The following is a 26597-nucleotide window of genomic DNA, read 5'->3' on the forward strand; positions in this document are numbered from 1 at the left end:
CGCTTTTTTTATTGGTGGTCGGGTGGTGGCGGTGGGCCACCTTCCGGCATTGCCGCCAGCACTACACCAGCCTTGCGGCAAGTGCCGCTGACCGTTTCGCCGTGACGGCCCGTGAACTGCACCTTGGCGCCTTCCGCCTTGCCCTTGCAAGCCGCCACTGCTTCGGCCGGCGGCCCATCCGGTGGCGGACCATTCTGCGCCGAAGCGCCCAGCGCACCACCGGCCAGTACGGCCACCAACATCCAACGTTTAATCAACTTCATCAAAACCTCCTGTAAGTGAGGCATCGATTGTCGGCCGGGGCGCTGTTAGCTGCCGTCAAGGCGCTGTAAAGCACAGTAAATTATCTCCGGCGTTTCGCACCACCATGACGGTGCAAGTCTTCAATATCGATATTGAAGACAATTCCGGCGGACATCTGGTTTGGAAGCTCATGGGCTTGCCTGGCAGTATTGACTAAGGGAGGATTTGTTACGATGCACCCCGGTGAATATCTCGTCCTGTCCTATGTCGAACCTTATAAAAAAAGGTCGAGCCGAGTGCGGTTCGACCTTTCATGTTTCCGCCGCGCGAGGATGCGGCTTAGCGCTTGAGGATTTTTTCTACCGGGGCAGGGCGCAGGCGGAAGGCGTCGGGCAGGCCGGAGCCGAGCAGGGGGCGCAAATACATGCGGAAGGCGTCGGTGACGTCGGTGCCGCTGGCGCTGATGAACTCGTCCTCCATGACGCGGGTCTTGCCGGCCACGTCGGTCAGCGGCAGCAGTTCATAGTCGACCGAGTAGAAGCCGGTGCGCCTGATGGCCACCGAGCCATCGCGGCCGCCCCACATGGCAAACTGCACGGCTTTCTCGCCGACCTCGCGCGCTTCGCGCTGATCGACGTCCGAGACGCAGCCGATGAACGAGCGCTGCAAATAGCCAAACGTATCGCCGCGCACGCGCTTGATGCCGAGCTTGGCCTTGATCTCGTCGCACAGCAGATCAGCCAGCGCGCCGGTGCCGGACAGCTGTACATTGCCGTGTGCATCGCGTTCGACTTCCTTGGCCAGTAGCGTGGCGATCGGCTCGCCGCTGGCATCGTGAATGCCTTCCGAGACGGCGATCACGCAGCGGCCATAGCGTGCGTACACCGCCTTCACATCGGCCAGGAACTGGTCCAGCGAAAATACCCGTTCGGGGAGGTAGATCAGGTGCGGGCCATCATCCGGGAATTTCTTGCCCAGCGCGGCGGCGGCGGTGAGGAAGCCGGCATGCCGGCCCATCACCACGCCCACGTACACGCCGGGCAGCGCGGCGTTGTCCAGATTGGCGCCGGCAAACGCCTGCGCCACAAAGCGCGCGGCCGAGGGGAAGCCCGGCGTGTGATCATTGCCGACCAGGTCGTTGTCGATGGTTTTGGGGATGTGCATGCAGCGCAGCGGATAGCCGCCGGCCTGCGCCTGCTCGCTGACGATGCGCACCGTATCGGACGAATCATTGCCGCCGATGTAGTAAAACTGTTCGATCTGGTGCGCCTTGAGCACCTTGAAGATTTCAGCGCAATACGCCAGATCCGGCTTGTCGCGCGTCGAACCCAGCGCGGAGGAGGGCGTGGCGGCCACCTGCTCGAGGTTGTTGCTGGTCTCGCGCGTGAGGTCGACCAGATCCTCGTTGATGATGCCGCGCACGCCATGCAGCGCGCCATACACCCGCGTCACGTCGCGGAAGCGGCGCGCCTCCAGCACCACGCCCGCCAGCGACTGGTTGATGACAGCGGTCGGCCCGCCTCCCTGTGCGACCAGAATTTTTCCCGACGACATGCTCGCTCCTCCGTGTAAGGTTGAAAGGCTTGCTGCTCCGAGACTATAGCGCGAACCTCAGGGCTTGCCGATATTCTTCTCGAGGAAGCGCTCGACCCGGCGCCAGAAATCTAGCCGGTTCTTCACCAGCCGCCAGCCGTGGCCTTCTTCCTCGTACCACACCCATTCGACGTTGGGATTGGTCTTGCGCACCGCATCGTAAAACAGGCTGCCGTGTATCATCGGCACGCGCTGGTCGACTTCGCCATGTGCCAGCAGTAGCGGCTGTGTGACGCGGGCCGCTTGCTGCAATGGAGAGGTGGCCTTGAACTGGGTTGCGTCTTTTTCGAGGTCGCCCATCAACACCGGGAAACCGTACTGCTTGTAGACGTCATCCAGGTCTGACTGGCCGCTCCAATGGCCCTTGTTCCACATCGGGATGTCGGTGATGCCTGACCAGGAAATGCCGCACTGGTACAAGTCCGGGTCGTTAATCAGACCCATCAGCGTGGCATAGCCGCCGTAGCTGGCGCCGGCGATGCAGATGCGTTTGGGATTGGCATAACCCTGGGCAATCGCCCAGCGCGTGCCATCGGCGATATCGTCCTGCATCTTCAAGCCCCATTGCTTCCAGCCGGCCATAAAATGCTTGAGGCCGTAACCGGTGCTGCCGCGATATTCCGGCTCCAGGACGGCGTAGCCGCGTGAGGCCAGGAACTGCGATTCCGCGTCCCAGTCCCAACTGACGCCACGCATCCACGGGCCGCCGTGCACCAGCACCACCATGGGCAGGTTCTTGCCGTCGCTGGCCTTGGGAGTGGTGAGGTAGGCCGGGATTTCCAGCCCGTCACGCGCCTTGTAGCGCACCATGATTTTGTGCGACATCTGGTCGGCCAAGATGGCCGGACGGGAACGGCCCAGAATTTTCAGCTGGGCGGTTTTGGTGTTGTACAGGCTGAACACGGGCGGCTGGACGTCGGAATTCGAGGTGACCAGCACGGTGTCATTCTGCGAGCGGCGCGCCACCGCGATCATGTTGTTGGTGCCTGGTAGTGTCGCGTCCACCGCCTTCTGGACGGCTTGCATGCGCTCGTCCACCCAGTAGGTGCCGTGCGCATCGACCTCGTAAGTGAAGCCGAGGATCTTCTGGTCGTCGGCAATCATCTCGCCTTCAAAGTCATAGCCGGGCGTGCTGATGATCGGTATTTCGCTGCGCTCCTGCTTGGTCAGGTCGTAGCGGAACAAGGCATCGGCGCCATTCAGGCCGGCGGTGACGTACAGGTCGCCGGCCGGGCCGAAGAAGCGCGGCTGGAACAAATTGTCAACGCTGTAGATGTCCTGCCTGGCCACCTGCTGCCACGGCTGGCCGTCGTGCTCGCGATAGTAAATCGACTGTTGGTTTGCCTTGGAGGCAAAGGCGATGCGCGGCACGCCCTTGCGGTCGACCAGCCAGCCGTCATTGTTGCGCGGCCGGTCGGTCTTGATGGCCTTGCCGGTCAGCGTGTTCAGGTGCATCAGGTCGCCGTTTACCTGTACGTAGACAAACTCAGAGTTTTGCGCACCCCACTGGCCGGCCAAGTAGCTCTCCACCGGCAGGTTCGACAACTGGTTGAAGTTGTAGTCGTAACGGCCTTGCCGGATCAGTTTGGTCGGCTGGCTGCCGTCGTAATTGGTGGCGAACAAACCGGGCCAGAAGAACAACTCGCCGGCGGCGCGGTTGAGGTCGGTCAGGGTGTAGACCAGGCGCTGGTCGCTGATCCACTGAAAATACGCCACGTCGGAGTCGGCATAGGCGGCCGCCAGCTTCATCTCGCCGCTCTCGACGTCGATGGTCACCAGGTAGACCCGGCCCATCGGCTTGGCCATGCTGAAGGCGACGTGGCGGCCGTCCGGCGACAGTTTGGCCGATTGCATGGCGGGGTTGTCGAAGAATGCGCTCAAGGGGAGCGGGGCGCTGCGGGCCGGCGCCAGCGCGGCGCAGGCGCACAGCAGTAGCGCGTGCAAGACCTTTTTCATGGCACCGCCTTGCCGATATTCTTGTTCAGGAACAGCTCGACCCTGCCCCAGAAGTCGATGCGGTTCTGCGGCAGCGCCCAGCCGTGGCCTTCTTCGTTGTACTCCACCCATTCCACGTTCGGGTTGCTGCGCTTGACCGCATCGTAGAACTTGAGACCGTGGTTGATCGGCACGCGTACATCGGCGCCGCCATACGCCAGCAGCAGGGGCTGTTTGATGCGCGACGCCTGCAATAGCGGCGAGGTGGCGTTGAGTTGTTCGGCATCCTTGACGCGGTCGCCGATCAGTTGCGGCATGCCGTACTGCTTCCACCCGTCCGACAGGTCGGAACTGTAGAACCAGCCGCTGTCGTACATCAGGTTGATGTCGGTCACGCCGACCCAGTTGATGCCGCATTTGTACAGGTCAGGGTCCTTGGCCAGGCCCATCAGCGTGGCATAGCCGCCGTAGCTGGCGCCGGCGATGCAGATGCGGTTGCCATCTGCATAGCCCTGCTGGATCGCCCAGCGCGCGCCGTCGGCGATATCGTCCTGCATCTTCAAGCCCCATTCCTTCCAGCCGGCCAGAAAGTGCCGGGTGCCGTAGCCGGTACTGCCGCGGAATTCCGGTTCCAGCACCGCATAGCCGCGCGAAGCCAGGAATTCGGCGTCCGCATTCCAGTTCCAGCTGCCGCCGCGTATCCACGGGCCGCCATGCACCAGCACCACCATGGGCAGGTTCTTGTTCTTGTGCTGGCCGCCTGGCGGCAGCGTCAGCCACACGGGGATTTTCAGACCGTCGCGCGCCTTGTAGTAGTAGAGCTCGCGCGGTCCCATCTCGGCGGCCTGGATCTGCGGCGCGCTGCGGCCCACCTCGCTCATGCGGCCGTTTTCCGCGTTATAGACCAGGTAGCGGCGCGGCTGCTTGTCGGAATACGATTCCACCAGCACCCACGGGGTTTCCGGCCGCGTCGGCGGCGTAATCAGGTTGACGGTGCCGGGCAGCTTGGCGTCGACTTTTTCCTGCATGGCCTTCATGCCGGCGTCGAACCAGTACGTTCCTTCGGCATCGCTGTGCACGCGCACGCCAAGCAGCTTGTCCTGGCTGATGATGAGATTGCCGTGGAAATCAAACCCGTCCAGGTCCACCAGGTACTGCGCCGGCAGCTGGTTGTTGGCCAGGTCATAGCGGAACAGCGCGCGCGTGTCGCGGCCGTGGTTGCTGACCACGTACAGCGCGCCATCGGGACCGAATGCCAGCGGTTCGAAGCCGTTGCCTTCGCCGGTGTAGGCGTCAAAGCTGGCCAGCGTGCGCCACTGTTTTGTCGCAGGATCGAGGTACAGCACTTGCTCGATATTCTTGTCCAGCGTCTTCATGATGCGCGGCTCACCATGCTGGTCCAGCAGCCACCCCTTGCTGACGCCAGGATGCTCCACCGGCGTGGCGACGCCGGTGCGGGTGTTCAGGCGCAGCAGATCTTCCGACTGCACAATGCCGGCGCCAACGATGCCCAGGTCGGCCACGTACATGAAGTCGCTTGCCTGTGCGCCGGCTTGCTGCAGCATGAAGGTGTGCCATGGCAGCAGCTCGCGGGTGTCGTCGCCGCTGCGCAGGAACGGGTTGCGGCGCAGCGCCAGCTGGCGGAAATGCTTGCCGTCGCGGTCCACTGCAAACAGGCCCGGCGCGTAACGCACATCGCGCCGGCCAGCGCTCTTGTCGACCGTGCTGAACAGCAGGCGCTCGTTGTTGACCCACTGCGCGCGGCCGATGTCGGTATCGCTGAACTGCGCCACCATTTTGGCGCTGAGGTCGTTCAGGTCGACCACGGCCAGGCCATCGCGCTTGTCGTTGGCGCCGATGAAGGCGGCCAGGTAGCGGCCGTTTGGCGACAGCATGGCGCCGTTGAACGGCGAGTTATCGAAGAAGGCGGCAATCGGCGGCGGCGCGGCATGGACATGCGCGCCCACCGCCAGCAGCAGCGCTGCCAGCAGGTGACGGCCGGTGATCAACGGGAAGCTCCAATCTGCTTGTTGAGGAACTGCTCGACACGGTTCCAGAAATCGATGCGGTTTTCCGGCAGGCGCCAGCCGTGACCTTCTTTCTCGTACACGATCCACTCCACGCCAGGATTGCTGGGCTTGACCGCACTTAAAAACTTTTCGCCATGGTACAGCGGCACGCGGTGGTCGTCGCCGCCGTAGGCCAGCAGCACAGGCTGCTTGATGCGCGCGGCTTGCAGCAGCGGCGAGGTGGCGTTCAGTTGCGCCGCATCGCGTTCCGGGTCGCCGATCAGCATTGGCGCGCCGTAGCTCAGCCAGCGGTCGCTCATGTCGGAAATGCCGCTCCAGCTGCCGGTGTACATGAGTTTGATGTCGGTGACGCCGGCCCAGTTGACGCCGCATTTGTACAAGTCGCCGTCATTCACCAGGCCCATCAGGGTGGCATAGCCGCCATAGCTGGCGCCGGCAATGCAGATGCGCTTGCTGTCGGCATAGCCTTGCGCGGCCGCCCAGCGCGCGCCGTCGGCAATGTCGTCCTGCATCTTCAGGCCCCATTGCTTCCAGCCGGCCTTGAAGTGCTGCCAGCCATAGCCCACGGTGCCGCGGTAGGCCGGCTCGATCACCATGTAGCCGCGCGATGCGAGGAACTGGGCATCGGCATTCCAGCCCCAGTCGCTGCCATGTACATACGGGCCGCCATGCACCAGCATCACCAGCGGCAGCTTCTTCTTGTCCGTGCCACGCGGCCAGGTGATGAGCGCCGGAATGCTGAGACCATCGCGCGCCTTGTAGTTCACCAGCTCCTGGCGGCCCATCTGATCGGCACGGATGGCGTTGTGTTGGCCACCTACCTTGACCAGCTTGCCGGTCTCGCTGTTGTACATCAGGTAGACCAGCGGCTGCACGTCGGAATAGCTGCTGACCAGCACCCACGGCGTTTCCGCGTGGCGTGGCAGCGTGATGACGTTGACCAGGCCCGGCAGCAGGCGATCGATCTGCTCCTGCAGCGCCTTGCCCTTGGCATCCAGCCAGGCGACGCCACGCACGTCGGCGCTATAGCCGATGCCCACCAGCTTGTTGTCGCGGACGATCAGGTCGTCGCCGTTCGCATCTTCCAGATCGGACATATAGTCGTAGTTGTCGAGGCCGACAAGCGGTTCGGCGGCCAGCTGCCGTTTGGCCACGTCGTAGCGGTACAGCGCGGTTTTATCGCTGTCCTTGCGGGCCGCCACATACAGCGCGCCATCCGGGCCAAAGCCCACCGGTTCGAATGCGTGGCCGATATAGGGCTCGGACTCCATCAGTTTGGTCCAGCTGTCGCCCTCGCGCAGATACACCACGTGCTGCTTGCCCAGGTCGTTGATGGCCAGGCGCGGCTCGCCTTGCTGGTCGAGCAGCCAGTTGCTGGCCTGGCCCGGACTGTTCACGGGCACGGCGTGGCCGGTGACGGTGTTCAGGCGCAGCAGCGTATAGTTTTTGACTTCGCTGTAGTTGTTGCTGAATTGCGCCTTGTAGATATAGACCTCATCGCTGTCCTGGCGACCAGGCTGGCCCAGCAGGTAATGGTTCCAGTCCAGCAGCTTTTCCTTCATCTTGCTGCCGGTGGCTGCCTCATCGCCCTGGCGGTAGTCGGTCTTGCTCAGCTGGCGGTAATTGCTGCCGTCGCGGTTGACGGCAAACAGGCCGGCGGCATGCAAGTCATCGCTATAGGTCATGCGGCGGTCGGCGCCATTGAAGACCAGGCGGTTGTCATTCACCCATTGGAAGTAAGCAATGTCGGCGTCGCCAAACATGGCTGCCACTTTGACGCTCATATCGTCCAGCTTGATCACCGACAGGCGGTCCCGCTCGCCGGGCGTGGAGACGCGCGCCGCCAGGTAGCGGCCGTTCGGCGACAGTTTGGGACTGCTGAAGCGGCTGTTTTCAAAGAAAGCGCTGGCGGGCGGCAGTTCGGCGGCGGTGACGACACGCAGCGGCCAGGCGCTGGCGGCCAGCAGGACGCTGGCGCTCAAGATACGATGCAATTTCACTGTGCGCTTGCTCCGATATTCTTATCCAGGAATTTCTCCACCTTGCCCCAGAAGTCGATGCGGTTCTGCGGCAGATACCAGCCATGGCCTTCGTCCGGGTAGAGCACCCATTCCACCTTGGGGTTGGTTTTGCTCACGGCGTCCTTGAAGGCGCTGCCATGGACAATCGGCACCGTGAGGTCGGCGCCGCCATGCGCCAGCAGCAGTGGCTGCGTGATGCGGCTAGCCTGCTGCAACGGCGACGTGGCGTTCAACTGGGCGGCGTCGTCGCCGATCAGCACCGAGAAGCCAAACTTTTCAAACGCGCCGCCGCTGGACCAGCGCGTACCGATGCTCCAGTGGCCGTTCTTGAGGAAATTCAGGTCCGTCACACCGGCCCAGGCGACGCCGCACTTGTACAGGTCCGCATCTTTGGCCAGTCCCATCAGCGTGGCGTAACCGCCATAGCTGGCGCCGGCAATGCAGATCCGCTGCTTGTCGGCGATGCCCTGGCCAATGGCCCAGCGGGCGCCATCGGCGACGTCATCCTGCATCTTCTTGCCCCATTCCTTCCAGCCAGCCTGGAACAGCGCATAGCCGTAGCCGGTACTGCCGCGGAACTCCGGTTCCAGCACAGCGTAGCCGCGCGACGCCAGGAACTGCACTTCCGCGTCCCAGTCCCAGTGCACGCCGCGCAACCAGGGGCCGCCATGCACCAGGACTACCAGCGGCAGCTGCTTGCCGTTGCCGGTCTTCGGCGTGGTCAGATAGGCCGGGATTTCCATGCCATCGCGCGCCTTGTAGCGCACCATGGCCTTGTTGGCCATGAGTTCCGGCGCGATCGCTGGATGGGAGGCGCCCACCAGGCTCAGGCTGCGCGTTTCCGTGTTGTACAGGCGGTAGACGGGCGGCTGCACATCGGAGCTGGATTCCACCAGCACATACGGCACTTCGGGGCGCTGCGGCGTTTCGATCAGGTTGTTGGTTGCCGGCAGCAGCGCATCGACTGCCTGCTGCACTGCCTTCATCTTGCTGTCCACCCACCACGTCCCCCTGGCGTCTACCTCATAGGTGTAGCCTTGCACCTGGTTCTTGTCGTAGACCAGGTGGCCCTGGAAGTCATAGCCGGGCGTGCTGATGGCCGGTTTCTCGCTGAGCTTGCGGTTGGCGAGGTCATAGGTGTAGAGCGCATCCGCACCTTGCATGCCGGTGCGAACGTACAGCGTGCCGTCTGGACCAAACCCTTCCGGTTCAAACGCATCCGGTGCGCTTGGATACATGGCAAAGCTGGCCAGCTGCGTCCACGGTTGCTCGTCTTTTTCGCGGTAATAGATCAGCTGGTTGTTGTCGCGATAGGCCACTGTAATGCGCGGCGTGCCTTGGCGGTCCACCACCCAGCGCATGGTGTCGGCCGGATGGCCGTAGGTTTTGAACTTGCCGTTGACCGTGTTCAGGCGCAGCAGGCCAATCTGCTTCATCCAGTTGGTGGCGCCGTATTCGTACTGGGTGACCAGAATCTCGTCGCTATCAAGGTTGCCGACGCCGCTGTAGAGGAAGGTATTCCATGGCAGCAGCTTGCTCTCCAGCCGGGAAATGATGTCGTTCTGCGCGCTGTCGCGGCGTACCAGCTGGCGCAGGTTATTGCCGTCGCTGTCCACGGCCCACAGCCCCGGTCCCCAGCGCACGTCGCCCTGCGCCTGGCCGAGGTCGTCGACGTTGAAGGCCAGGCGGTGCTCGTTGACCCAGTGGTACTGGTGAATGTCGGCGTCGTCAAACGCCGCAACCACCCTGGTTTTGCGGCTTGCGACATCGACCACAGCCAGGCGCACGCGGCCGGTTTTACCGACCACCTTGACCGCCACCTGGCGGCCGTCCGGCGAGATGCGCGGATCGCTGAAGTTGGCGTTTTCAAAGAAGCTGGCGGCAGGAATGCTGGCCGGGGTGGTATGCGCAGCGGCCGGCAGTGTCGCCAGCGCGCTCAGTACAGCAACAACAGGAAGCAATTTCATTGTGGAGTTCCGATATTTTTATCCAGGAATTTCTCGACCCGGCCCCAGAAGTCGATACGGTTTTTCGGCAGTTTCCAGCCATGGCCCTCCTCGTCGTATTCGATCCATTCGACGTTGGGGTTGGTCTGTTTGACGGCCTTGTAGAACTTGGTGCCGTGCGGCAGCGGCACGCGCATGTCGGCAGTGCCGTAGGCCATCAGCAGCGGCTGTTTGATGCGTGATGCCTGCTCCAGCGGCGAGGTGGCTTTGAGCTGGGCGGCGTCCTTGACCTGGTCACCGATCATTTGCGGCATGCCGTACTGTTTCCAGTCTTCCGACATGTCAGAGGTGTAGAACCAGCTGCCGTCATACATCAGGTTGATGTCGGTGACGCCGGCCCATTCGACGCCGCATTTGTAGAGGTCGGGGTCGTTGATCAGGCCCATCAGCGTGGCGTAGCCGCCGTAGCTGGCGCCGGCAATGCAGATGCGCTTGCTGTCAGCATAGCCTTTGTCGATCGCCCAGCGCGTGGCGTCGGCCACGTCATCCTGCATCTTGAGGCCCCATTGCTTCCAGCCGGCGCGGAACAGACGGCTGCCGTAGCCGGTGCTGCCGCGGAATTCCGGTTCCAGCACGGCGTAGCCGCGCGAGGCCAGGAATTGCGCGTCCGGGTCCCAGTTCCAGCTGCCGCCGCGCACCCATGGGCCGCCATGCACCAGCACCACCATCGGCAGCTGCTTGCCCGGGCCTTGCGGCAAGGTCAGCCAGGCGGGAATGGTCAGGCCATCGCGCGATTTGTAGCGCACCAGTTCCTTGTGCGCCATCTGGTTCGGGTTGATGCCGGGATGGGATTCGCCGACCATGGTCAGCTTCTGCGTCTCGCTGTTGTAGAGCATGATGCGCTTGGGCCAGATGTCGGCAAACGCGGTCACCATGATCCACGGCGATTCCGGATGGGTCGGCAGCGTCAGCAGGTTGATGGTGTTGGGCAGCATGGCGTCGATCTTGGCCTGCATGGCCTTCATGTCCGGGTCCAGCCAGGTGGTGCCCATGGCGTCGGTCAGGTGCTGCACGCCCAGCAGCTTGTCCTTGCCCATGATGAGCTGGCCATGGAAGTCGTAGCCGTCCAGCTTGACCAGCGGCTTGCTCGACAGCTTGGCGGTATTGAGGTCATAGGTGAACACGGCTGTCGTATCGCCCTTGGGTTCGCGGCTGAGTACGTACAACGTGCCGTCCGGGCCGAACGCCAGGGGACGGAAGGTGCCGCCGCTGCCGGTAAAGCGGTCGAAGTCGGTCAGCTTGCGCCATTCATTGGTGGCGGGATCGCGGTAGTAGACGCTGCTGCTGCCTTTGTCTGCTGTGATGGTCAGGCGTGGCTCGCCTTTGTGGTCGAGCAGCCAGTAGTGGCTGGCGCCGGGGCGTTTGACCGAGACCGAGGTACGCCCCGTCACGGTATTCAGGCGCAGCAGGTCAACGTGGTTCAGCTCGCCGGGACCGCTGATGTCGCGGTCCTGCACATAAATGAAATCCGAATCCTGGGCGCCATCCTGGCCCAGCAGATAGGTGTGCCACGGCAGCAGCTCGCGCGAGCCCAGCGTTGAGCCGCTGGTGACGAAGGCTTTGCCATTGCGCATGGCCAGCTGGCGGAAACCGGTGCCGTCGCGGTTGATCGCGTACAGGCCGGGCGCGTAACGCATATCGCCTGGCGCCAGGTCCTTGTCGGTGGCGGTGAACACCAGGCGCTGGTCGTTGACCCAGGCATAGCGGCCGATATCGGCATCGGAGAAGTTGCCGACCACCTTGACGGCGTTGGTGCCCAGCTCCACCACGCCCAGCATGTCGCGCTTGCTCTTGTTGCCCAACCGCACAGCCAGGTATTTGCCGCTGGGGGACAGCACGGCGTCGCTGAACTCAGGATTGTTGAAGAAGTCGCCGATGGCTGGCAGCGGTTTGCTGCTGTCTGCGGCCAGCACCGGGGCGCCAATGAAGGCGCCGGCCAATGCCATGGCGCGCAGGAGGGAAGAGAAGCGCATATGCCTGGTTGCGAAATTGGTAATTAGTGCACAATAGCATCAAGTTATCAAATCCGCCACAGCGTAAATGTATATTATTGTTCCGGTGCGCGGATGTAGTCGACCAGCGCGGCGCTCTGCCGCCCCGGCGCCGGCGTCAGCAGACTGACCGCCACGATGGTCAGCAAGCCCGCCGGTACGCCAAAAATGCCGGCCGAGATAGGGGCGATGTGGAACCACAGGCTGGCCATGCTGCCGCCCAGGATCGGATTGGTATGCAGCATGTAGTAGATACATACTAAAAAACCCACGGTCATGCCGGCGATCGCGCCCTGGTGGTTGGCGCGCTTCCAGAACACGCCCAGCACCAGCGCCGGGAACAGCGTCGAGCCGGCCAGCGAGAACGCGGCGCCCACCAGCGACAGGATGTCGCCTGGCTTGGTCGAGGCGGCATAGGCGGCAATGAAGGCCACGGCCAGCAACAGCAGCTTGGAGATGGTCACGCGTTTCTGGGTCGAGGCGCTGCGGTCCACCAGCTTGTAGTAGACGTCGTGCGACAGCGCGTTGGAGATCGCCAGCAGCAGGCCGTCCGCCGTTGACAGCGCCGCCGCCAGGCCGCCAGCGGCCACCAGCCCGGAAATCACATACGGCAGGCCGGCGATTTCCGGCGTGGCCAGCACCAGCACGTCGGCATCGATGGTGATTTCCGCCAGTTGCACCACGCCGTCGTGGTTGACGTCGCTGATGCTGAACAGCGGATTGAGCTTGTCGACGTTGGCCCAGTACGACACCCAGTTGGGCAGGTGGGCGTAGTCGGTGCCCACCAGCGAGCTGTAGATATCGTATTTGACCAGCACTGCCAGCGCCGGAATGGTCAGGTAAATCAGCAGGATGAAGAACAGCGTCCAGAATACCGATACGCGCGTTTCGTGCACGGACGGCGTGGTGTAGGAGCGCATCAGGATGTGCGGCAGCGCGGCCGTGCCCAGCATCAGGCAAAACACCAGCGCCAGGAAGTTGTTGCGCTTGATGTCCGAGGTTTCCTTGTCACCCGGGTAGGGCGTGGCGTGCGGCGTGATCGGTTCGGCGTGCTGCAGATTCTGTTCGCGCGCTTCGGTCCACAGGCGTTCCGCCTCATCGGCGTTTTTGGGATAGGCCACCAGCTCGCGCTCGGCATTGCGGATCTCCAGCAGCGAGGCATTGCGGGCCTTGATCTGGTCGAGCTTGCGCTGCGCCTCGATGCGGCCGGTCTCCCATGACGTCGGCAAGCTGCGCAGCCGCGCATCGTAATCCGCCGCGCGCTGGCGGTAGATGGCGCGCACTTCGGCTTCCTTGGGGTCTTGCTGCAGCACGTGCTCGCGCGCGCTGAGCTTGGGCAGCAGCTTGCCATAGGCGACCTGCGGAATCGGATTGTCGCTGTGCTTGGCCGACAGCCAGATGGCGGGTATCAGGAAGGCCACCAGGATGATGATGTACTGCGCCACCTGGGTCCAGGTGATGGCGCGCATGCCGCCCAGGAAGGAACACACGAGAATACTGGCCAGGCCGAGGAAGATGCCGACCGAGAAATCGACGCCGGTGAAGCGCGAGGCGATCAGGCCCACCGCATAAATCTGCGCCACCACATAGGTAAAGGAGACGATGATGGTGGCGATGACGGCAAGGATACGCACGCCGCGGCCGCCATGCTCGGCCTGGTCGGCGCCGCCGTAGCGTTCGGCCAGGAAGTCGGGAATCGTGTACTGGGCGAACTTGCGCAGGTAGGGCGCGATGAGCAGCTGCACCAGACAGTAGCCGCCGGTCCAGCCCATGACATAGGCCAGGCCGTCGAAGCCGTGCAGGTACAGGCCGCCGGCCAGGCTGATGAAGCTGGCGGCCGAGATCCAGTCGGCCGCCGTGGCCATGCCGTTGAACATGGCCGGCACGCGCCGTCCCGCCACGTAGTATTCCAGCACATTCGAGGTGCGGCTGATGACGCCGATCAGCGCATACAGCACGATGGTGGCAAACATGAACAGATAGCCGATCCACACGCGCGGCATGCCTTCCTGCTCCAGCGCCGCCAGCGCGATCAGGAAGCAGCCAAAGCCGGCGGCAAACAGGCTGTAGTAGTAGCGCAGGCGCTGGAAGAAAGTGCGTTGCTGCTTCAAGCGCGCGTCTCCTGTGCACGGGCGGCCTGGTCCAGCTTGCGCATGCGCCAGGCGTAGAAACCCAGGATGCCGAGATACACCAGTGAAGCGCCTTGCGCCGCCAGGTAGAACGACAACGGCCAGCCGAACACGCTGAGCCCGGCCAGTTCGCGCGCGAAGAACGCGGCGCAAAAGCCGGTGAGCATCCACAGCAGGAGCAGCAGGCCGGTCAGGCGGCGGGTGCGTTGCCAGTGTTGTGCGCGTGTCAGCCGCGCGGGCGGGGTGGGTTTATCCATAGTACGGCGATTCTTCGTCTTCTTGCGTGGCGGCTGGCGGCAACGGGAATGTCAAACGGAACAGGGCGCCCGGCAGCCGGGGCTGGGTGGCGCGCGGATTGCTGAAAATATCGACTTCGGCGCCGTGCTGCTGGGCGATCTCGCGCACGATGGCAAGGCCCAGGCCGCTGCCTTCCGCAGTATTGCCGAGGATGCGGTAGAAACGTTCGAACACGCGCCCGCGCTCGGCCGGCGCGATGCCGGGGCCGGTATCCTCGACCTCCAGGTAGCCGTGTTCCCGTTCGTCGCTGCGCACGCGCACGGTAACGCTGCCGCCGGACGGCGTGTAGCGCAGCGCATTGTCGATGAGATTGGACAGCAGCTCGCGCAGCATGGTCGGGTTGCCGGTGATGGTCAGCGGCTGCGGCGGCGCCTCAAAGCCCAGGTCGATCTGGTGCGCGAACGAGGCCTGCACCCAGTCCTGCACCACGGTGCGCGCCAGATCGCCCAGGTCCAGCGCCACCATGGCGCTGCCGGCCGGCTGCTGGTTTTCTGCGCGCGCCAGGGCCAGCAGCTGGTTGACCAGGCGCGTGGCCGCTTCCGAACTCTTGGCCAGCTGTTCCAGCGAGCGGTGGATTTCCTGCTTGTCGGTCTGGCGCAGCGCCAGCTCGGACTGCATCCGCATGCCGGCCAGCGGCGTACGCATCTGGTGGGCGGCGTCGGCAATGAAGCGTTTCTGCATGTCGATGGTCAGCGACAGCCGCGACAGCATCTCGTTGAGCGAGCGCACCAGCGGCGTGATTTCCTCCGGCACCTGGCGCGGCGCGATGGGACTCAGGTCTTCCGGACTGCGCGCGCGGATGCGCTCCTGCAGCTGGGCCAGCGGCGACAGGCCGCGCGCCAGCGCAAACCACACCAGTGCCAGCACCACCGGCAACACGATGAACTGCGGCAGGATCACGCCCTTGATGATGGCGTTGGCCAGTTGCGCGCGCTTCTCCAGCGTTTCCGCCACCTGCACCAGCGCCAGCGGTGGTGTGCCGCCATCGCTGCGTTCCAGCTGGACGTAGGCAAACGCGATGCGGACCGGCGTGCCGTGCATGCTGTCGTTGCGGAAGCGCACGCCGCCGGAGCTGGTCTTGTCTTCGTCATCCAGCACCGGTTGCGGCAGGTCGCGGTCGCCGTCGATATGGTCGCCGCGCGGCCCCTGGATCTGGAAGTAGACGTTGTCGATGTCGTCGGCGCGCAGGATGTCGCGCGCGGAACCGGACAGGCTCTTGATGACCTTGCCGTCCACCGAACGCACCTGCTGCGTCAGCACGGTGACGCTGTCTTCCAGCGCATGGTCGAACGGCTGGTTGGCGATAGACTTGGCCACCAGGTAGGTGATGGCGATACTCATGGGCCACAGCAGCAGCAGCGGCGCCAGCATCCAGTCGAGGATTTCGCCGAACAGGGAGTGTTGTATGTCTTCGTCCGCCTCAGGGGGCGGCGGCTGGTACTCCGGTTCGGCGGCTTCCTGCGACGGGTTCACTTGTGGCTGTCCCCGGCTTCCGCGCTGGCGCGCGCGGCTTCGTTGAATTTCTCCAGGCAGTAGCCGAGGCCGCGCACGGTGGCGATGCGGATGCCGCCCACTTCGATCTTCTTGCGCAGGCGGTGCACATACACTTCGATGGCGTTGTTGCTGACTTCCTCGCCCCATTCGCACAGGTGGTCGACCAGCTGTTCCTTCGACACCAGGCGGCCGGTGCGCGCCAGCAGGATTTCCAGCAGGCCCAGTTCGCGCGCCGACAGGTCCAGCATCTGCTCGTTGATGTAGGCGCTGCGGCCGACCTGGTCATAATTCAGCGGGCCATGCTTGATGACGGTGGCGCCGCCGCCGGCGCCGCGGCGGGTCAGCGCGCGCACGCGTGCCTCCAGTTCCGACAGCGCAAACGGTTTGGCCATATAATCATCGGCGCCGAGGTCGAGGCCGTTGACGCGCTGTTCGATGGAATCGGCGGCGGTCAGAATCAGCACTGGCAATAGCGAGCCGCGCGAGCGCAGGCGGCGCAGCACTTCCAGGCCGGACAGCTTGGGCAGGCCCAGGTCCAGGATCAGCAAATCGAATTCCTGGGTCGACAGCGCGGTGTCGGCCTCCTGGCCGTTTCTGACGCAGTCGATGGCGTAACCGGACTGGCGCAGGGATCTGGTCAGCCCGTCGGCCAGCACACTATCGTCTTCGGCAAGTAAAATACGCATTGAAAAACACTCCAGCTGCACAAGACCCTATTTTGGCGAGTTTTTGTGCAATCTCAAAGAAATACCAAAAATCCCGCTTGCATTAAGCACTGTTTTTTTATACAGTGCTACCTGTATTGAACAACCCCACTGGCTGAAAGCACATTATGGACGAGAAAAAAGGCGTAGTACCTGCATCTGAAAAAGCCAAGGCGCTGGCAGCGGCGCTGGCCCAGATCGAGAAGCAGTTCGGCAAAGGCTCCGTCATGCGTATGGATGCCAGTGCTCCTATCGAAGAAGTGCAAGTGGTCTCGACCGGCTCGCTGGGCCTGGACGTGGCGCTGGGCGTCGGCGGCCTGCCGCGCGGCCGTGTGGTGGAAATCTACGGCCCGGAATCGTCGGGTAAAACCACGCTGACCCTGCAAACCATCGCCGAGATGCAGAAACTGGGCGGCACCTGCGCCTTCATCGACGCTGAACACGCGCTGGACGTGGGCTATGCACAGAAGCTGGGCGTGAACCTGCACGAGCTGCTGATCTCGCAGCCGGACACGGGTGAACAGGCGCTGGAAATCTGCGATGCGCTGGTACGTTCGGGCTCGGTTGACCTGGTGGTGGTCGACTCGGTGGCGGCGCTGACCCCACGCGCCGAGATTGAAGGCGACATGGGCGATTCGCTGCCAGGCCTGCAAGCGCGTCTGATGTCGCAAGCGCTGCGCAAGCTGACCGGTTCGATCAACCGCACCAACACGCTGGTCATCTTCATCAACCAGATCCGTATGAAGATCGGTGTGATGTTCGGCTCGCCAGAAACCACCACCGGCGGTAACGCGCTGAAGTTCTACGCCTCCGTGCGTCTGGACATCCGCCGCACCGGCTCGATCAAATCGGGAGACGAGGTGATCGGTAACGAAACCAAGGTCAAGGTCGTCAAGAACAAGATTGCGCCACCGTTCAAGGAAGCGCACTTCGACATCCTGTACGGCGCCGGCACCTCGCGTGAAGGCGAAATCCTGGACCTGGGCGTGGAAGCCAAGATCGTTGAGAAGTCGGGCTCGTGGTACAGCTATAACGGCGAGCGCGTCGGCCAGGGCAAGGACAACGCCCGCGCCTTCCTGCAAGAGCGTCCGGAACTGGCATGGGAAATTGAAAACAAGGTGCGTGAGTCGCTGGGCGTACGCGCGCTGCCACCACTGGCCACCGACAACACCGTGGTCAAGCTGAAGCCGGCCAAGCCTGAAGCCGACGCTGCTTAATATCGCATCATGGCTGCGCCACAACTGAGCTTGAAAGCGCGTGCGCTGCGCTTTCTTTCCCTGCGTGAGCACAGCCGGCTGGAACTGGCCCGCAAGCTGGCCCGCCACGCCGAGGAGGGCGACGATGTCGAAGCCCTTCTCGATTTCTTGGAAAAGAATAACTGGCTGTCGCAGGAACGCTTTTCCGAATCGCTGATCCATCGCCGTGCTTCCCGCTACGGCAACAGCCGCATCGTCGCCGAGCTGCAGAGCCACGGCGTCAACGGTGAGGCCCTGCAAGAACTCAAATCCACTCTGGCTGACACCGAACTGGCACGCGCGCAGGAGATCTGGCAGCGCAAGTTTGGCGTGGTCGCCACCGATCCCCTGGTCCGCAATAAACACATCCGCTTCCTGCTGCAACGCGGCTTTTCGCAGCGTGTGGTGCAAAAGGTCATCAAAGGCGCTGACCTCGACGAGTAATTTCCCTTCGGTCCGGGGTGTGCTACACTTTGCGGGTTTTTGCAGCACCGCGGGTGCGGTGGTTGTCCGTAGAAGCTGCGGCAACGTGCGTTTTTAATAAGAGAAATGCGCCAGGCTGCTAACTAATTAATGCCGCGAGAGCGGTATCAATCTTATGTCCTTGTTAACTCCAATTACCCAACCTGCGCTGAGTACGCGCGCGCGTGCTTTCCTGAGCAAGGATGGCGTGCGGGATATTGGCGGCACCCCTCTGCAGCAAACACCGTTTCGCATCACCAGATCCCATGTCCTGCACCGCATTGCCGGCGCAGTGGCACTGTTTTACCCGCGCTGGGTGGACAAAGCAGCACCGGGTAGCGCGTAGCAAGCATCTGCTTAACAATCAATCAACCGATTTTTACACATCAGCATCAGAAGGGAAGCCAGCATGAAAATCCATGAGTATCAAGGCAAAGAAATCCTCCGAAAATACGGAGTGACGGTACCGCGCGGCATTCCGTGCCTGACCGTTGAAGAAGCAGTTAAAGCTGCTGAAACCTTGGGCGGCCCGGTCTGGGTTGTGAAAGCACAGATCCACGCCGGTGGCCGTGGTAAAGGCGGCGGCGTTAAAGTTGCCAAGTCGCTGGAACAAGTCAAAGAATACGCTGACCAAATCATGGGCATGCAGCTGATCACCCATCAGACTGGTCCTGAAGGTCAAAAAGTACGCCGCTTGCTGATCGAAGAAGGCGCGGACATCAAACAAGAACTGTACGTATCGCTGGTTACCGACCGCGTGACCCAGCGCGTTGTGCTGATGGCCTCGTCGGAAGGCGGCATGGACATCGAAGAAGTTGCTGAGTCCCACCCAGAAAAAATCCACTCGATCGCTATCGATCCGGCCGTTGGCCTGACCGACGCTGAAGCTGCTGGCATCGCTGCAAAAATCGGCGTACCAGAAGGTTCGATCGCTGATGCCGTGACCAACCTGCAAGGCCTGTACAAAGCCTACTGGGAAACCGATTCGTCGCTGGCCGAAATCAACCCACTGATCGTGACCGGTTCGGGCAAGATCATTGCACTGGACGCCAAGTTCAACTTCGACGCCAACGCACTGTTCCGTCAACCAGAAATCGTCGCTTACCGCGATCTGGACGAAGAAGATCCAGCTGAAGTAGAAGCCTCGAAATTCGACCTGGCCTACATCTCCCTGGACGGCAACATCGGCTGCCTGGTGAACGGCGCCGGTCTGGCCATGGCCACCATGGACACCATCAAACTGTTCGGCGGCGAGCCAGCCAACTTCCTGGACGTGGGCGGCGGCGCAACGGCTGAGAAAGTCACCGAAGCGTTCAAGATCATGTTGAAAAACCCAGGCCTGAAAGCCATCCTGGTCAACATCTTCGGCGGCATCATGCGCTGCGACGTGATCGCTGAAGGCGTGATCACCGCATCGAAAGCGGTTTCGCTGCAAGTACCGCTGGTGGTCCGCATGAAGGGCACCAACGAAGATCTGGGCAAGAAAATGCTGGCTGACTCCGGCCTGCCGATCATCGCCGCTGACACCATGGAAGATGCAGCTAAGAGCGTTGTTGCAGCCGCTGCTGGTAAATAATTAAGGAACCGATATGTCTATTCTGATCAACAAAGACACCAAAGTCATCACCCAGGGTATCACCGGTAAAACCGGTCAGTTCCACACCCGTATGTGCCGCGAATACGCGAACGGCAAAAACGCCTTCGTAGCAGGCGTGAATCCGAAGAAAGCCGGCGAAGACTTCGAAGGCATTCCAATTTTCGGTTCGGTCAAAGAAGCCGCATCGAACACCGGCGCCACCGTGTCGGTGATCTACGTGCCGCCAGCAGGCGCCGCTGCCGCCATCTGGGAAGCCGTTGAAGCTGAACTGGAACTGGCCATTTGCATTACCGAAGGCATCCCAGTCCGCGACATGATGGCACTGAAGGATCGCATGGCCAAAGCCGGTTCGAAAACCCTGCTGCTGGGCCCTAACTGCCCAGGCCTGATCACCCCAGACGAAATCAAGATCGGCATCATGCCAGGTCACATCCACCGTAAGGGCCGTATCGGCGTGGTATCGCGTTCGGGCACCCTGACCTATGAAGCAGTGGGTCAGCTGACCGCACTGGGCCTGGGCCAATCGTCGGCAGTTGGTATCGGCGGCGACCCAATCAACGGTCTGAAGCACATCGATGTGATGCGCATGTTCAACGAAGATCCTGAGACCGACGCGGTCATCATGATCGGCGAAATCGGCGGTCCGGACGAAGCCAATGCTGCACGTTGGGTCAAAGACAACATGAAGAAACCGGTGGTTGGCTTCATCGCCGGCGTTACCGCTCCTCCAGGCAAGCGCATGGGCCACGCCGGCGCGCTGATCTCGGGCGGCGCTGACACCGCGCAAGCCAAGCTGGACATCATGGAAGAGTGCGGCATCAAAGCCACCAAGAATCCATCGGAAATGGCACGTCTGCTGAAAGCCATGCTGTAATTAACAGCCGCTTGATTGTGGAATAATAAAGGGGAGCCTGCGGGCTCCCCTTTTATTTTCCGGAGATCAGATTGGCGAAGCTCATCATCTCGCGCAACGGGCAAGTCGAGCAGCAAATACAACTGAGCAAGGAACGGATGACGCTGGGCCGTCACCCGCGCAATGACATCGTCCTGGCCCATCCCGCCATCAGCGCCGCGCATGCGGCCATCACCACCATCCTCGACGATTCCTTCCTGGAAGACCTGCACAGCACCAACGGCACGTTCGTGAACGGCCACCGCATCGGCAAGCATTTCCTGCAACATCAGGATCTGATCAAGATGGCCAAGCTGGAATTGCAGTTTGTGGCCGATGGCATCCGGCCGCTGGCGGCAGCGCAACCCGTGCTGGCGGAGATTTCTGTCTTAAACGGCAACAACGCGGGCAAGCATGTGGCGCTGACCAAGCCGCAGACCACATTGGGCCGCGCCGGCGTGCAGGTGGTGGTGATCCAGCGCCATCCCGCTTTCTACACGATGACCCACACCGAAGGCGCGCTGGCGCCTCTGCTCAACGGCACGGCACTGGATCTGCATGTGCCGGAGCGGCTCAGCGATGGCGATGTCATCGACCTCAGCGGCACCGAAATGGCCTTCCGCATCGCCTGACAAAAATTGTCAGCCCAGCCTGTGCTGACAAAATGCGGCGCTCCGGACTGACAAAAAACGGCACTTCACGGCATGTTTTGCTGAAATTTTGAGCAAAAACCGGGTGGCACACCAATTGCACTAAGCAGGGTGTAGCACCCAACAATGTGTTTAACCGTGAGGAGTCGCAAAATGAAATCCATGAAAATGATGAAAAAGCAGGCACAAGCCGGCTTTACCCTGATCGAGCTGATGATCGTTGTGGCGATTATCGGTATCCTGGCCGCAGTCGCGATTCCTGCCTACAGTGATTACACGGCCAAGGCCAAGGCCGCCAACGCGATGTCGGCAGTGGATTCGCTCAAAACCGCCGTGGCGCTGTGCGCCCAGGAAGCGGGCGGCGATGCCAGCGGCTGCTCGTCGGGTCAAAACGGCGTCCCTGCTGACAACACCTTTACGGCCACCAAGGAAGTGGCCAGCGCCACTACCGCCGCCAACGGCGTGATCACCGCGACCCTGGCGACTGGCGTCGGCTCGGGCATGGACGGCAAAACCATCACCTTCGCGCCGAAAGTCGCCGCTGGCGCTTCGGCCATTACCTGGACCATCACGACCACGGTCACCAATACAGCGGCGGCGGCGGCCATCACCAAAAACAGCGTGCCTTGATAAAAGGCTGGCCTGAATGCAAAAGCCCGGCAACTGCCGGGCTTTTTTACGTTAAACGATTTTCTGGCGGTCCGCGATCAGGGCTTCGTAAGTCAGGTTTTGCAGCATGGTGTAATGCACCGGGTCGAGGTCAACGAACTGCAGGCCGTAGGTGAACACTTCCGGCTTGTCGCCCGAAGCCGGCTTGACCACGTTGATATTGCGCACCGTCGCATTGGGATTGATGCGTACCTGGCGGTTGCCGGGCTGGGCGATCAGATAAAACGACAGGCCAACCTGGCCGTCGCCATCCGGCAGCTGCTTGGGCGATTCGATGAGCGCGCCGGACACGCTCAGGTTGACCAGGAACACCGAGGTGGCACCGGCCGGGGTCGTGATCTGCGCCGGAATATCCACCTTGACCCGCATTGCCGCCCGCAGGCTGGTGCCCTGGATCGATACCGGGAAGCTCAGGTGCACATAAAACAGTGGACGCGGGAACACGCGTTGCACCACGCACGAGAACGAGCACACGTTCACGCCCGAGAACACGCGGATGGTCAGCTTGTCGCCTTCATTGAGGGAAATCGGCGCGCCATTTTCAAACGGCACTTTGACGATCATGTACTCATCCTTGACCCAGCCGATCAGGGTCGAGAAGTGCTGGATAGGTTTGATCGTCCGGTGAGTGATGAACTGTATCCTGCCGCCTACTTGCAGGTTCATTTGCTCGAACTCGTACTCCTGAGTCTTGGCTTCGCTTGGCGGAGGGTTGCTGCTCATGCAAACTCTTTCTTATGTGCGCAAAACGGCTACGGTGACAACACCGTCAAAAAATTGTTCCAGCGACACTAATTATATACCCGCCAAGTTTGGGTAACAATCAGACAATACAACACCTTGCTAACTGGTTGCACTCCAGTCACCCGACTTGCCGCCGTGTTTTTCTGTGACGCGGATGTTGGACATGACCATGCCGCGATCCACCGCCTTGCACATGTCATACACCGTGAGCAGGCCAACTTGCACCGCAGTGAGTGCTTCCATTTCGACGCCGGTCTTGCCGTAGGTTTCAACCTGGGCTTTGCAGTGGACGCTGGCGTTGGCCTCGTCGGTTTCGAACTCCACCGCCACGCGCGTCAGGGCCAGGGGATGGCACAGGGGGATCAGGTCGCTGGTGCGCTTGGAGGCCATGATGGCGGCGATGCGGGCGATGCCGAGCACGTCACCTTTCTTGGCCGTGCCGCTCATGATGATGGCCAGCGTCTCCGGTTTCATGCGGATCGAGCCGGTGGCCAGGGCGATGCGGTGGGTCTCCGCCTTGGCGCCGACGTCGACCATGTGGGCTTGTCCGGTGGCGTCAAAGTGGGTCAGGTGTTCGGTGGTCATGATGGCAACGTAAAATGAGTCATAATCTGGTGCTAAGCTTTCGCACCCAAGTTGCGGGTATCATATCATCGTGAATGTAAAACGCTCCTCTTACTCTGGCCGCCTGCGCGCGGTTGCCGCCGCCCTGCTGGTCGCCATGCCGATGGCCATGGCGCAGACCGCGCTCGCGCCGGCCAAGATTCCGAACCTGCCTTCGCTGGGCGGTACCGAAAACCAGGATCTTTCCCCGCTTATGGAACGCAAGCTGGGCGAGGAGATCATGCGCGATATCCGCCGCGACCGCGATTATCTCGACGATGGCCCCATCCTCGAGTACATGAACAACTTCGGCAATACGCTGGTGGACGCCCGTCCCGGTGCGCGCGGCGAGGCCAAGTACGATTACTTTTTCTTTGTGGTGCGTGACCCGCAGCTGAATGCGTTTGCGCTGCCGGGTGGCTTTATCGCGGTGCACTCGGCGCTGCTGCTGGCGGCGCAGAACGAGTCCGAACTGGCTTCGGTGCTGGGCCACGAGATCGGCCACGTGGTGCAGCGCCACATCGCCCGGTCCATCGGCCAGCAGAAGCAGGACGCGCTGATTCCACTGGCGGCCATGATTCTGGCGGCGCTGGCTTCGCGCCAGGGCGGCGATGCGGCGATGGGCGTGTTCCTCGGCGGCCAGGGGATTGCGATTCAGCGGCAGCTCAATTTTGGCCGCGATGCGGAGCGCGAGGCGGACCGCATCGGTTTCCAGATCATGGGCGAAGCGGGGTTTGATACCTCGGGCATGGTGGCCTTCTTCCAGCAGATGCAGAATGCGACCAAGGCCTATAGCGACCTGGTGCCTTCTTGGTTGCTGACCCACCCGCTGACTTCCGAACGTATCGCCGACATCCAGGCGCGCATCCGCGAGCAGCCGTACAAGCAGCGGGTCGACAGCCTGGACTTTTATCTGGTGCGCTCGCGCGCCCGCGTGTTGCAAGACCAGAGTGCCAGTGGCTATAACGAGGCCAGGATGTTCTTCCAGTCGCAGATTCTGCAGGAGAGCTGGCAGCAGAAGGCGGCGGGCCAATACGGTCTGGCGTTCCTGAGCATGAAGCAGGGCGACACGGCCGCCGCGCAGAGCTGGCTGGACCAGGCTTACGCGACCGTGAATGCGCCGGTACCCAAGATCGGCCTGTCTTCCGCGCCGCGCGGCCGGGCGGAGACCATCTTTGCCGCCACCTCGATCGAGATCAAGCTGGCGCAGCCGGACAACAAGGAAGTGCTAGCCAAGGCCGTCAAGGAAGCCGAGGCGGCGCATCTGAAATTCCCGCTGTCGCGCGGTATCGCACATCAGTACGGCGAGGCGATGCTGGCAGCAGGTCAGCTGGAAGAAGCCGCTGTGTATCTGCGTGACCAGGCGCAGCTGTATCGTGAAGACATTGAAGCCTACGATCTGCTGGCGCAGGTGTATGCCAAGCAGGGCAAGCTGGCCTTGCAGCACATCGCACTGGCGGAATCCTACGCGTTGCAGGGCGGTGTGCTGTCGGCGCTGGACCAGTTGAACTTTGCGCGCAAGGCGCCCGATGCGTCGTTCTACGATCAGTCGCTGATCGATGCGCGTGAACGCGAGTGGCAAGCGCGTCGCCGCGAAGAGATGGGCGACAAGGGCAAGAAGGATATGGCGGAAACGCGTCCGGCCTTCAAGGCCGAGTTCAAGTCAGGGCCGGACAAGGACGCCAGCCCGTTTGACCGCTACAACAATATGTTCAACCAGTCCACCAATCCGTTTGACCGTCTGCGCAAGCAGAACGATAACGACATCACGTCGCCGGGGCTGATGGCTCGCTGACGAAACCGAAGCGCGCCGCCAGTCCGTCGGCGGCGATGCGTTCTACCGGCACGCCTTGCAGCGTCAGCTCGCCTGCGCTGCGGCCTTCCATCCAGTCCAGTAGCACTTCATCCGCCACTGCGGCGCCGTTCATGTGCAACTGCGGCAGCACTTGCGCGAAGTCGCGGTCATCGAGTTGCGCGACTACCTCGCCGCTGCGCAGGATCAGCGCGCCGGTGTCTGTGAGGAACGCGGCATCAATGGCGTCCAGCGCGGCGCCGGTGTGCAGCATCCAGCCCGCAGCCGGATCGGTGCGGACGATGTACGGCGTGGCTTGCAGTTGTACGTACACGCGCTGCGGCCCGTTCTGGAAATACCAGCAGCCGCGCTCATCGACCGCATAGTTGCGCGTGATGAAGCCGACCAGCGCGGCGTTGCTCAGCTTGTCGCCAGGCAGATTGAAGTGCTGGGCGCGCTCATCGCGCATGCGCCAGTTGCCGCGCGCGTCGAGCGCCAGCCAGCCATAGCAGTGGGGCACGTTGGGCCACTTGGCCAGCGCCTGTTTGACGATGTCATCCATGTTGTTCGAGGAAATGAAGCAGCTTGGTCGGCAGCCAGTTGATGCGGCCCGGCAGTCCACCGACGGCAAAGCCGACATGGCCGCCGTGTTCAGGATAGTCCAATACCACGCGCGACGACGCACGCTGCGGCAGGTGACGGCCGGGCAGGAAAGGATCGTTCTTTGCGTTCAGCACCAGCGTAGGAACGGTAATATCGTCGAGCACGTGTTTGGCGCTGGCGCGGTGCCAATAATCGTCCGTGTCGCGGTAACCGTGCAACGGCGCGGTGACCACGTTGTCAAATGCATACAGGTCACGTGCTGCGTGCAAGGCATCCACGTCGAACAGGCCGGGAAACTGTTGTAGTTTGGCTACGCACTTTGGTTTCAGGGTTTGCAGGAACATGCGCGTGTACAGCATGTTGAAACCGCTCGACAGCGAGGCGCCGCCTTGCGCCAGATCCAGTGGCGCCGAGACAGCGCATGCCGCATCCACAAAATCGGCCTGGTGCTGGGATTCGCCAAGCCAGCGCAGCAGTGCGTTGCCGCCCAGCGAGACGCCGGTGGCGTAGAACTTGCCGCTGTCTCCCGCGCGGCGTTGGTGCAGACGGCGGATGATCCAGTTGATTTCTGCGGCGTCGCCGGAATGGTAGAAACGCGGTGCGCGGTTGGCTTCGCCCGAGCAGCCGCGAAAATGCGGCACGGCGCCGGACCAGCCGCGTGCCTGGATGTCCGACATCAGCGCGCGCGCGTAATGGCTGTCCGACGAGCCTTCCAGGCCATGGAACAGCACCACGAATGGCTGGCCTGGCTGGCCGTCGACAAAATCCACATCGATGAAGTCACCGTCGGGCGTATCCCAGCGTTCGCGCCGGAACGCCACCGGCGGCTTGCGGATCGCAATGGCCGGATAAATGGTTTGCAGATGGCCGCTAGGCAGCCAGAACGGTGCGGTGTACTTCACGGTGA

23 protein-coding genes are annotated in these 26597 nt (G+C 62.2%); 8 read left to right on the forward strand and 15 right to left on the reverse strand.

Annotation, left to right across the window (positions count from 1 at the left end):
* Nucleotides 1–8: 8 nt before the first annotated feature.
* The 11 genes from GTP58_RS16145 to GTP58_RS16195 form a co-directional block, all read right to left on the reverse strand.
* The gene (locus tag GTP58_RS16145) at nucleotides 9–263 is read right to left on the reverse strand and encodes a hypothetical protein (protein WP_202413736.1); all 255 of its coding nucleotides are present in this window, start codon (nucleotides 261–263) and stop codon (nucleotides 9–11) included.
* Between the two features lie 319 nt (nucleotides 264–582).
* The gene (locus GTP58_RS16150) at nucleotides 583–1797 is read right to left on the reverse strand and encodes a 6-phosphofructokinase (RefSeq protein WP_161078344.1); all 1215 of its coding nucleotides are present in this window, start codon (nucleotides 1795–1797) and stop codon (nucleotides 583–585) included.
* A 57-nt stretch (nucleotides 1798–1854) separates the two neighbouring features.
* Nucleotides 1855–3792: a S9 family peptidase gene (locus GTP58_RS16155; RefSeq protein WP_161078345.1), complete on the reverse strand. Its 1938-nt coding sequence runs from the start codon at nucleotides 3790–3792 to the stop codon at nucleotides 1855–1857.
* Nucleotides 3789–5780 (reverse strand): alpha/beta fold hydrolase, encoded by a 1992-nt coding sequence (locus tag GTP58_RS16160; RefSeq protein WP_229215607.1) that lies wholly within the window; start codon nucleotides 5778–5780, stop codon nucleotides 3789–3791. The genes GTP58_RS16155 and GTP58_RS16160 overlap by 4 nt, the downstream gene beginning before the upstream one ends.
* On the reverse strand, nucleotides 5777–7783 hold the full coding sequence (locus tag GTP58_RS16165) for a S9 family peptidase (RefSeq protein WP_229215608.1): 2007 nt from the start codon (nucleotides 7781–7783) through the stop codon (nucleotides 5777–5779). Before GTP58_RS16165 ends, GTP58_RS16160 begins: the two co-directional genes overlap by 4 nt.
* A gap of 14 nt (nucleotides 7784–7797) precedes the next feature.
* Nucleotides 7798–9789, reverse strand: a complete 1992-nt coding sequence (locus tag GTP58_RS16170) for an alpha/beta fold hydrolase (protein ID WP_161078346.1) — start codon at nucleotides 9787–9789, stop codon at nucleotides 7798–7800.
* Entirely contained in the window at nucleotides 9786–11801 is a 2016-nt protein-coding gene (locus tag GTP58_RS16175; RefSeq protein ID WP_161078347.1) for a S9 family peptidase, read from the reverse strand. Before GTP58_RS16175 ends, GTP58_RS16170 begins: the two co-directional genes overlap by 4 nt.
* A 74-nt stretch (nucleotides 11802–11875) precedes the next feature.
* On the reverse strand, nucleotides 11876–13930 hold the full coding sequence (locus GTP58_RS16180) for a sodium:solute symporter family protein (protein ID WP_161078348.1): 2055 nt from the start codon (nucleotides 13928–13930) through the stop codon (nucleotides 11876–11878).
* Nucleotides 13927–14205 carry a DUF4212 domain-containing protein gene (locus GTP58_RS16185; RefSeq protein WP_161078349.1) on the reverse strand — a complete coding sequence of 93 codons (279 nt, stop codon included), beginning with the start codon at nucleotides 14203–14205 and terminating at the stop codon, nucleotides 13927–13929. Before GTP58_RS16185 ends, GTP58_RS16180 begins: the two co-directional genes overlap by 4 nt.
* Nucleotides 14198–15718: a sensor histidine kinase gene (locus GTP58_RS16190; protein WP_072785920.1), complete on the reverse strand. Its 1521-nt coding sequence runs from the start codon at nucleotides 15716–15718 to the stop codon at nucleotides 14198–14200. The genes GTP58_RS16185 and GTP58_RS16190 overlap by 8 nt, the downstream gene beginning before the upstream one ends.
* Nucleotides 15715–16425, reverse strand: coding sequence for a response regulator transcription factor (locus GTP58_RS16195; protein ID WP_072785923.1), 711 nt, complete (start codon nucleotides 16423–16425; stop codon nucleotides 15715–15717). Before GTP58_RS16195 ends, GTP58_RS16190 begins: the two co-directional genes overlap by 4 nt.
* A 146-nt stretch (nucleotides 16426–16571) precedes the next feature.
* Between GTP58_RS16195 and recA the strand changes: the two genes are divergently transcribed.
* The 7 genes from recA (at nucleotide 16572) to GTP58_RS16230 (ending at nucleotide 21909) form a co-directional block, all read left to right on the forward strand.
* Complete coding sequence (gene recA, locus GTP58_RS16200) at nucleotides 16572–17660, forward strand: recombinase RecA (protein WP_072785925.1); 1089 nt, start codon at nucleotides 16572–16574, stop codon at nucleotides 17658–17660.
* A 9-nt stretch (nucleotides 17661–17669) separates the two neighbouring features.
* Nucleotides 17670–18122, forward strand: coding sequence for a recombination regulator RecX (gene recX / locus GTP58_RS16205; RefSeq protein ID WP_072785927.1), 453 nt, complete (start codon nucleotides 17670–17672; stop codon nucleotides 18120–18122).
* Between the two features lie 154 nt (nucleotides 18123–18276).
* Entirely contained in the window at nucleotides 18277–18486 is a 210-nt protein-coding gene (locus GTP58_RS16210) for a hypothetical protein (protein WP_161078350.1), read from the forward strand.
* Nucleotides 18487–18549: 63 nt separating this feature from the next.
* The gene (sucC, locus tag GTP58_RS16215) at nucleotides 18550–19716 is read left to right on the forward strand and encodes an ADP-forming succinate--CoA ligase subunit beta (protein WP_072785929.1); all 1167 of its coding nucleotides are present in this window, start codon (nucleotides 18550–18552) and stop codon (nucleotides 19714–19716) included.
* A 13-nt stretch (nucleotides 19717–19729) separates the two neighbouring features.
* Complete coding sequence (gene sucD, locus GTP58_RS16220; protein ID WP_154379791.1) at nucleotides 19730–20611, forward strand: succinate--CoA ligase subunit alpha; 882 nt, start codon at nucleotides 19730–19732, stop codon at nucleotides 20609–20611.
* 71 nt (nucleotides 20612–20682) lie between these two features.
* A complete protein-coding gene (locus GTP58_RS16225) occupies nucleotides 20683–21261 on the forward strand; it encodes an FHA domain-containing protein (RefSeq protein ID WP_161078351.1) in 579 nt (192 codons plus the stop codon).
* 171 nt (nucleotides 21262–21432) lie between these two features.
* Nucleotides 21433–21909 (forward strand): pilin, encoded by a 477-nt coding sequence (locus GTP58_RS16230; RefSeq protein WP_161078352.1) that lies wholly within the window; start codon nucleotides 21433–21435, stop codon nucleotides 21907–21909.
* A 51-nt stretch (nucleotides 21910–21960) separates the two neighbouring features.
* Here GTP58_RS16230 and GTP58_RS16235 read toward each other — a convergent pair whose 3' ends face one another.
* Entirely contained in the window at nucleotides 21961–22671 is a 711-nt protein-coding gene (locus GTP58_RS16235; protein WP_072785935.1) for a flagellar brake protein, read from the reverse strand.
* A gap of 120 nt (nucleotides 22672–22791) precedes the next feature.
* On the reverse strand, nucleotides 22792–23277 hold the full coding sequence (moaC, locus tag GTP58_RS16240) for a cyclic pyranopterin monophosphate synthase MoaC (protein ID WP_072785936.1): 486 nt from the start codon (nucleotides 23275–23277) through the stop codon (nucleotides 22792–22794).
* Nucleotides 23278–23425: 148 nt separating this feature from the next.
* Here moaC and GTP58_RS16245 point away from each other — a divergent pair, with 148 nt between their 5' ends.
* On the forward strand, nucleotides 23426–25090 hold the full coding sequence (locus GTP58_RS16245; protein WP_202413766.1) for a M48 family metalloprotease: 1665 nt from the start codon (nucleotides 23426–23428) through the stop codon (nucleotides 25088–25090).
* Here the strand turns inward: GTP58_RS16245 and GTP58_RS16250 are convergent.
* Nucleotides 25062–25649 (reverse strand): DUF2946 family protein, encoded by a 588-nt coding sequence (locus GTP58_RS16250; RefSeq protein ID WP_161078353.1) that lies wholly within the window; start codon nucleotides 25647–25649, stop codon nucleotides 25062–25064. The two genes, GTP58_RS16245 and GTP58_RS16250, sit on opposite strands and share 29 nt — an antisense overlap.
* Nucleotides 25642–26592, reverse strand: coding sequence for an alpha/beta fold hydrolase (locus GTP58_RS16255; protein ID WP_161078354.1), 951 nt, complete (start codon nucleotides 26590–26592; stop codon nucleotides 25642–25644). Before GTP58_RS16255 ends, GTP58_RS16250 begins: the two co-directional genes overlap by 8 nt.
* Nucleotides 26593–26597 lie beyond the last annotated feature (5 nt).

The organism is Duganella sp. CY15W, assembly GCF_009857555.1.
Lineage (GTDB): Bacteria > Pseudomonadota > Gammaproteobacteria > Burkholderiales > Burkholderiaceae_D > Rugamonas > Rugamonas sacchari.

Excerpts from the sequence above, each read along its gene's own strand:
- GTP58_RS16250 (WP_161078353.1), bottom strand. The coding sequence starts at position 25,649 with ATGGATGACATCGTCAAACAGGCGCTGGCCAAGTGGCCCAACGTGCCC.
- GTP58_RS16185 (WP_161078349.1), bottom strand. The coding sequence starts at position 14,205 with ATGGATAAACCCACCCCGCCCGCGCGGCTGACACGCGCACAACACTGG.
- recA (WP_072785925.1), top strand. The coding sequence starts at position 16,572 with ATGGACGAGAAAAAAGGCGTAGTACCTGCATCTGAAAAAGCCAAGGCG.
- GTP58_RS16195 (WP_072785923.1), bottom strand. The coding sequence starts at position 16,425 with ATGCGTATTTTACTTGCCGAAGACGATAGTGTGCTGGCCGACGGGCTG.
- sucD (WP_154379791.1), top strand. The coding sequence starts at position 19,730 with ATGTCTATTCTGATCAACAAAGACACCAAAGTCATCACCCAGGGTATC.
- GTP58_RS16155 (WP_161078345.1), bottom strand. The coding sequence starts at position 3,792 with ATGAAAAAGGTCTTGCACGCGCTACTGCTGTGCGCCTGCGCCGCGCTG.
- sucC (WP_072785929.1), top strand. The coding sequence starts at position 18,550 with ATGAAAATCCATGAGTATCAAGGCAAAGAAATCCTCCGAAAATACGGA.
- recX (WP_072785927.1), top strand. The coding sequence starts at position 17,670 with ATGGCTGCGCCACAACTGAGCTTGAAAGCGCGTGCGCTGCGCTTTCTT.
- GTP58_RS16170 (WP_161078346.1), bottom strand. The coding sequence starts at position 9,789 with ATGAAATTGCTTCCTGTTGTTGCTGTACTGAGCGCGCTGGCGACACTG.
- GTP58_RS16210 (WP_161078350.1), top strand. The coding sequence starts at position 18,277 with ATGTCCTTGTTAACTCCAATTACCCAACCTGCGCTGAGTACGCGCGCG.
- GTP58_RS16150 (WP_161078344.1), bottom strand. The coding sequence starts at position 1,797 with ATGTCGTCGGGAAAAATTCTGGTCGCACAGGGAGGCGGGCCGACCGCT.
- GTP58_RS16145 (WP_202413736.1), bottom strand. The coding sequence starts at position 263 with ATGAAGTTGATTAAACGTTGGATGTTGGTGGCCGTACTGGCCGGTGGT.
- moaC (WP_072785936.1), bottom strand. The coding sequence starts at position 23,277 with ATGACCACCGAACACCTGACCCACTTTGACGCCACCGGACAAGCCCAC.
- GTP58_RS16230 (WP_161078352.1), top strand. The coding sequence starts at position 21,433 with ATGAAATCCATGAAAATGATGAAAAAGCAGGCACAAGCCGGCTTTACC.
- GTP58_RS16245 (WP_202413766.1), top strand. The coding sequence starts at position 23,426 with ATGGCGCAGACCGCGCTCGCGCCGGCCAAGATTCCGAACCTGCCTTCG.
- GTP58_RS16175 (WP_161078347.1), bottom strand. The coding sequence starts at position 11,801 with ATGCGCTTCTCTTCCCTCCTGCGCGCCATGGCATTGGCCGGCGCCTTC.
- GTP58_RS16235 (WP_072785935.1), bottom strand. The coding sequence starts at position 22,671 with ATGAGCAGCAACCCTCCGCCAAGCGAAGCCAAGACTCAGGAGTACGAG.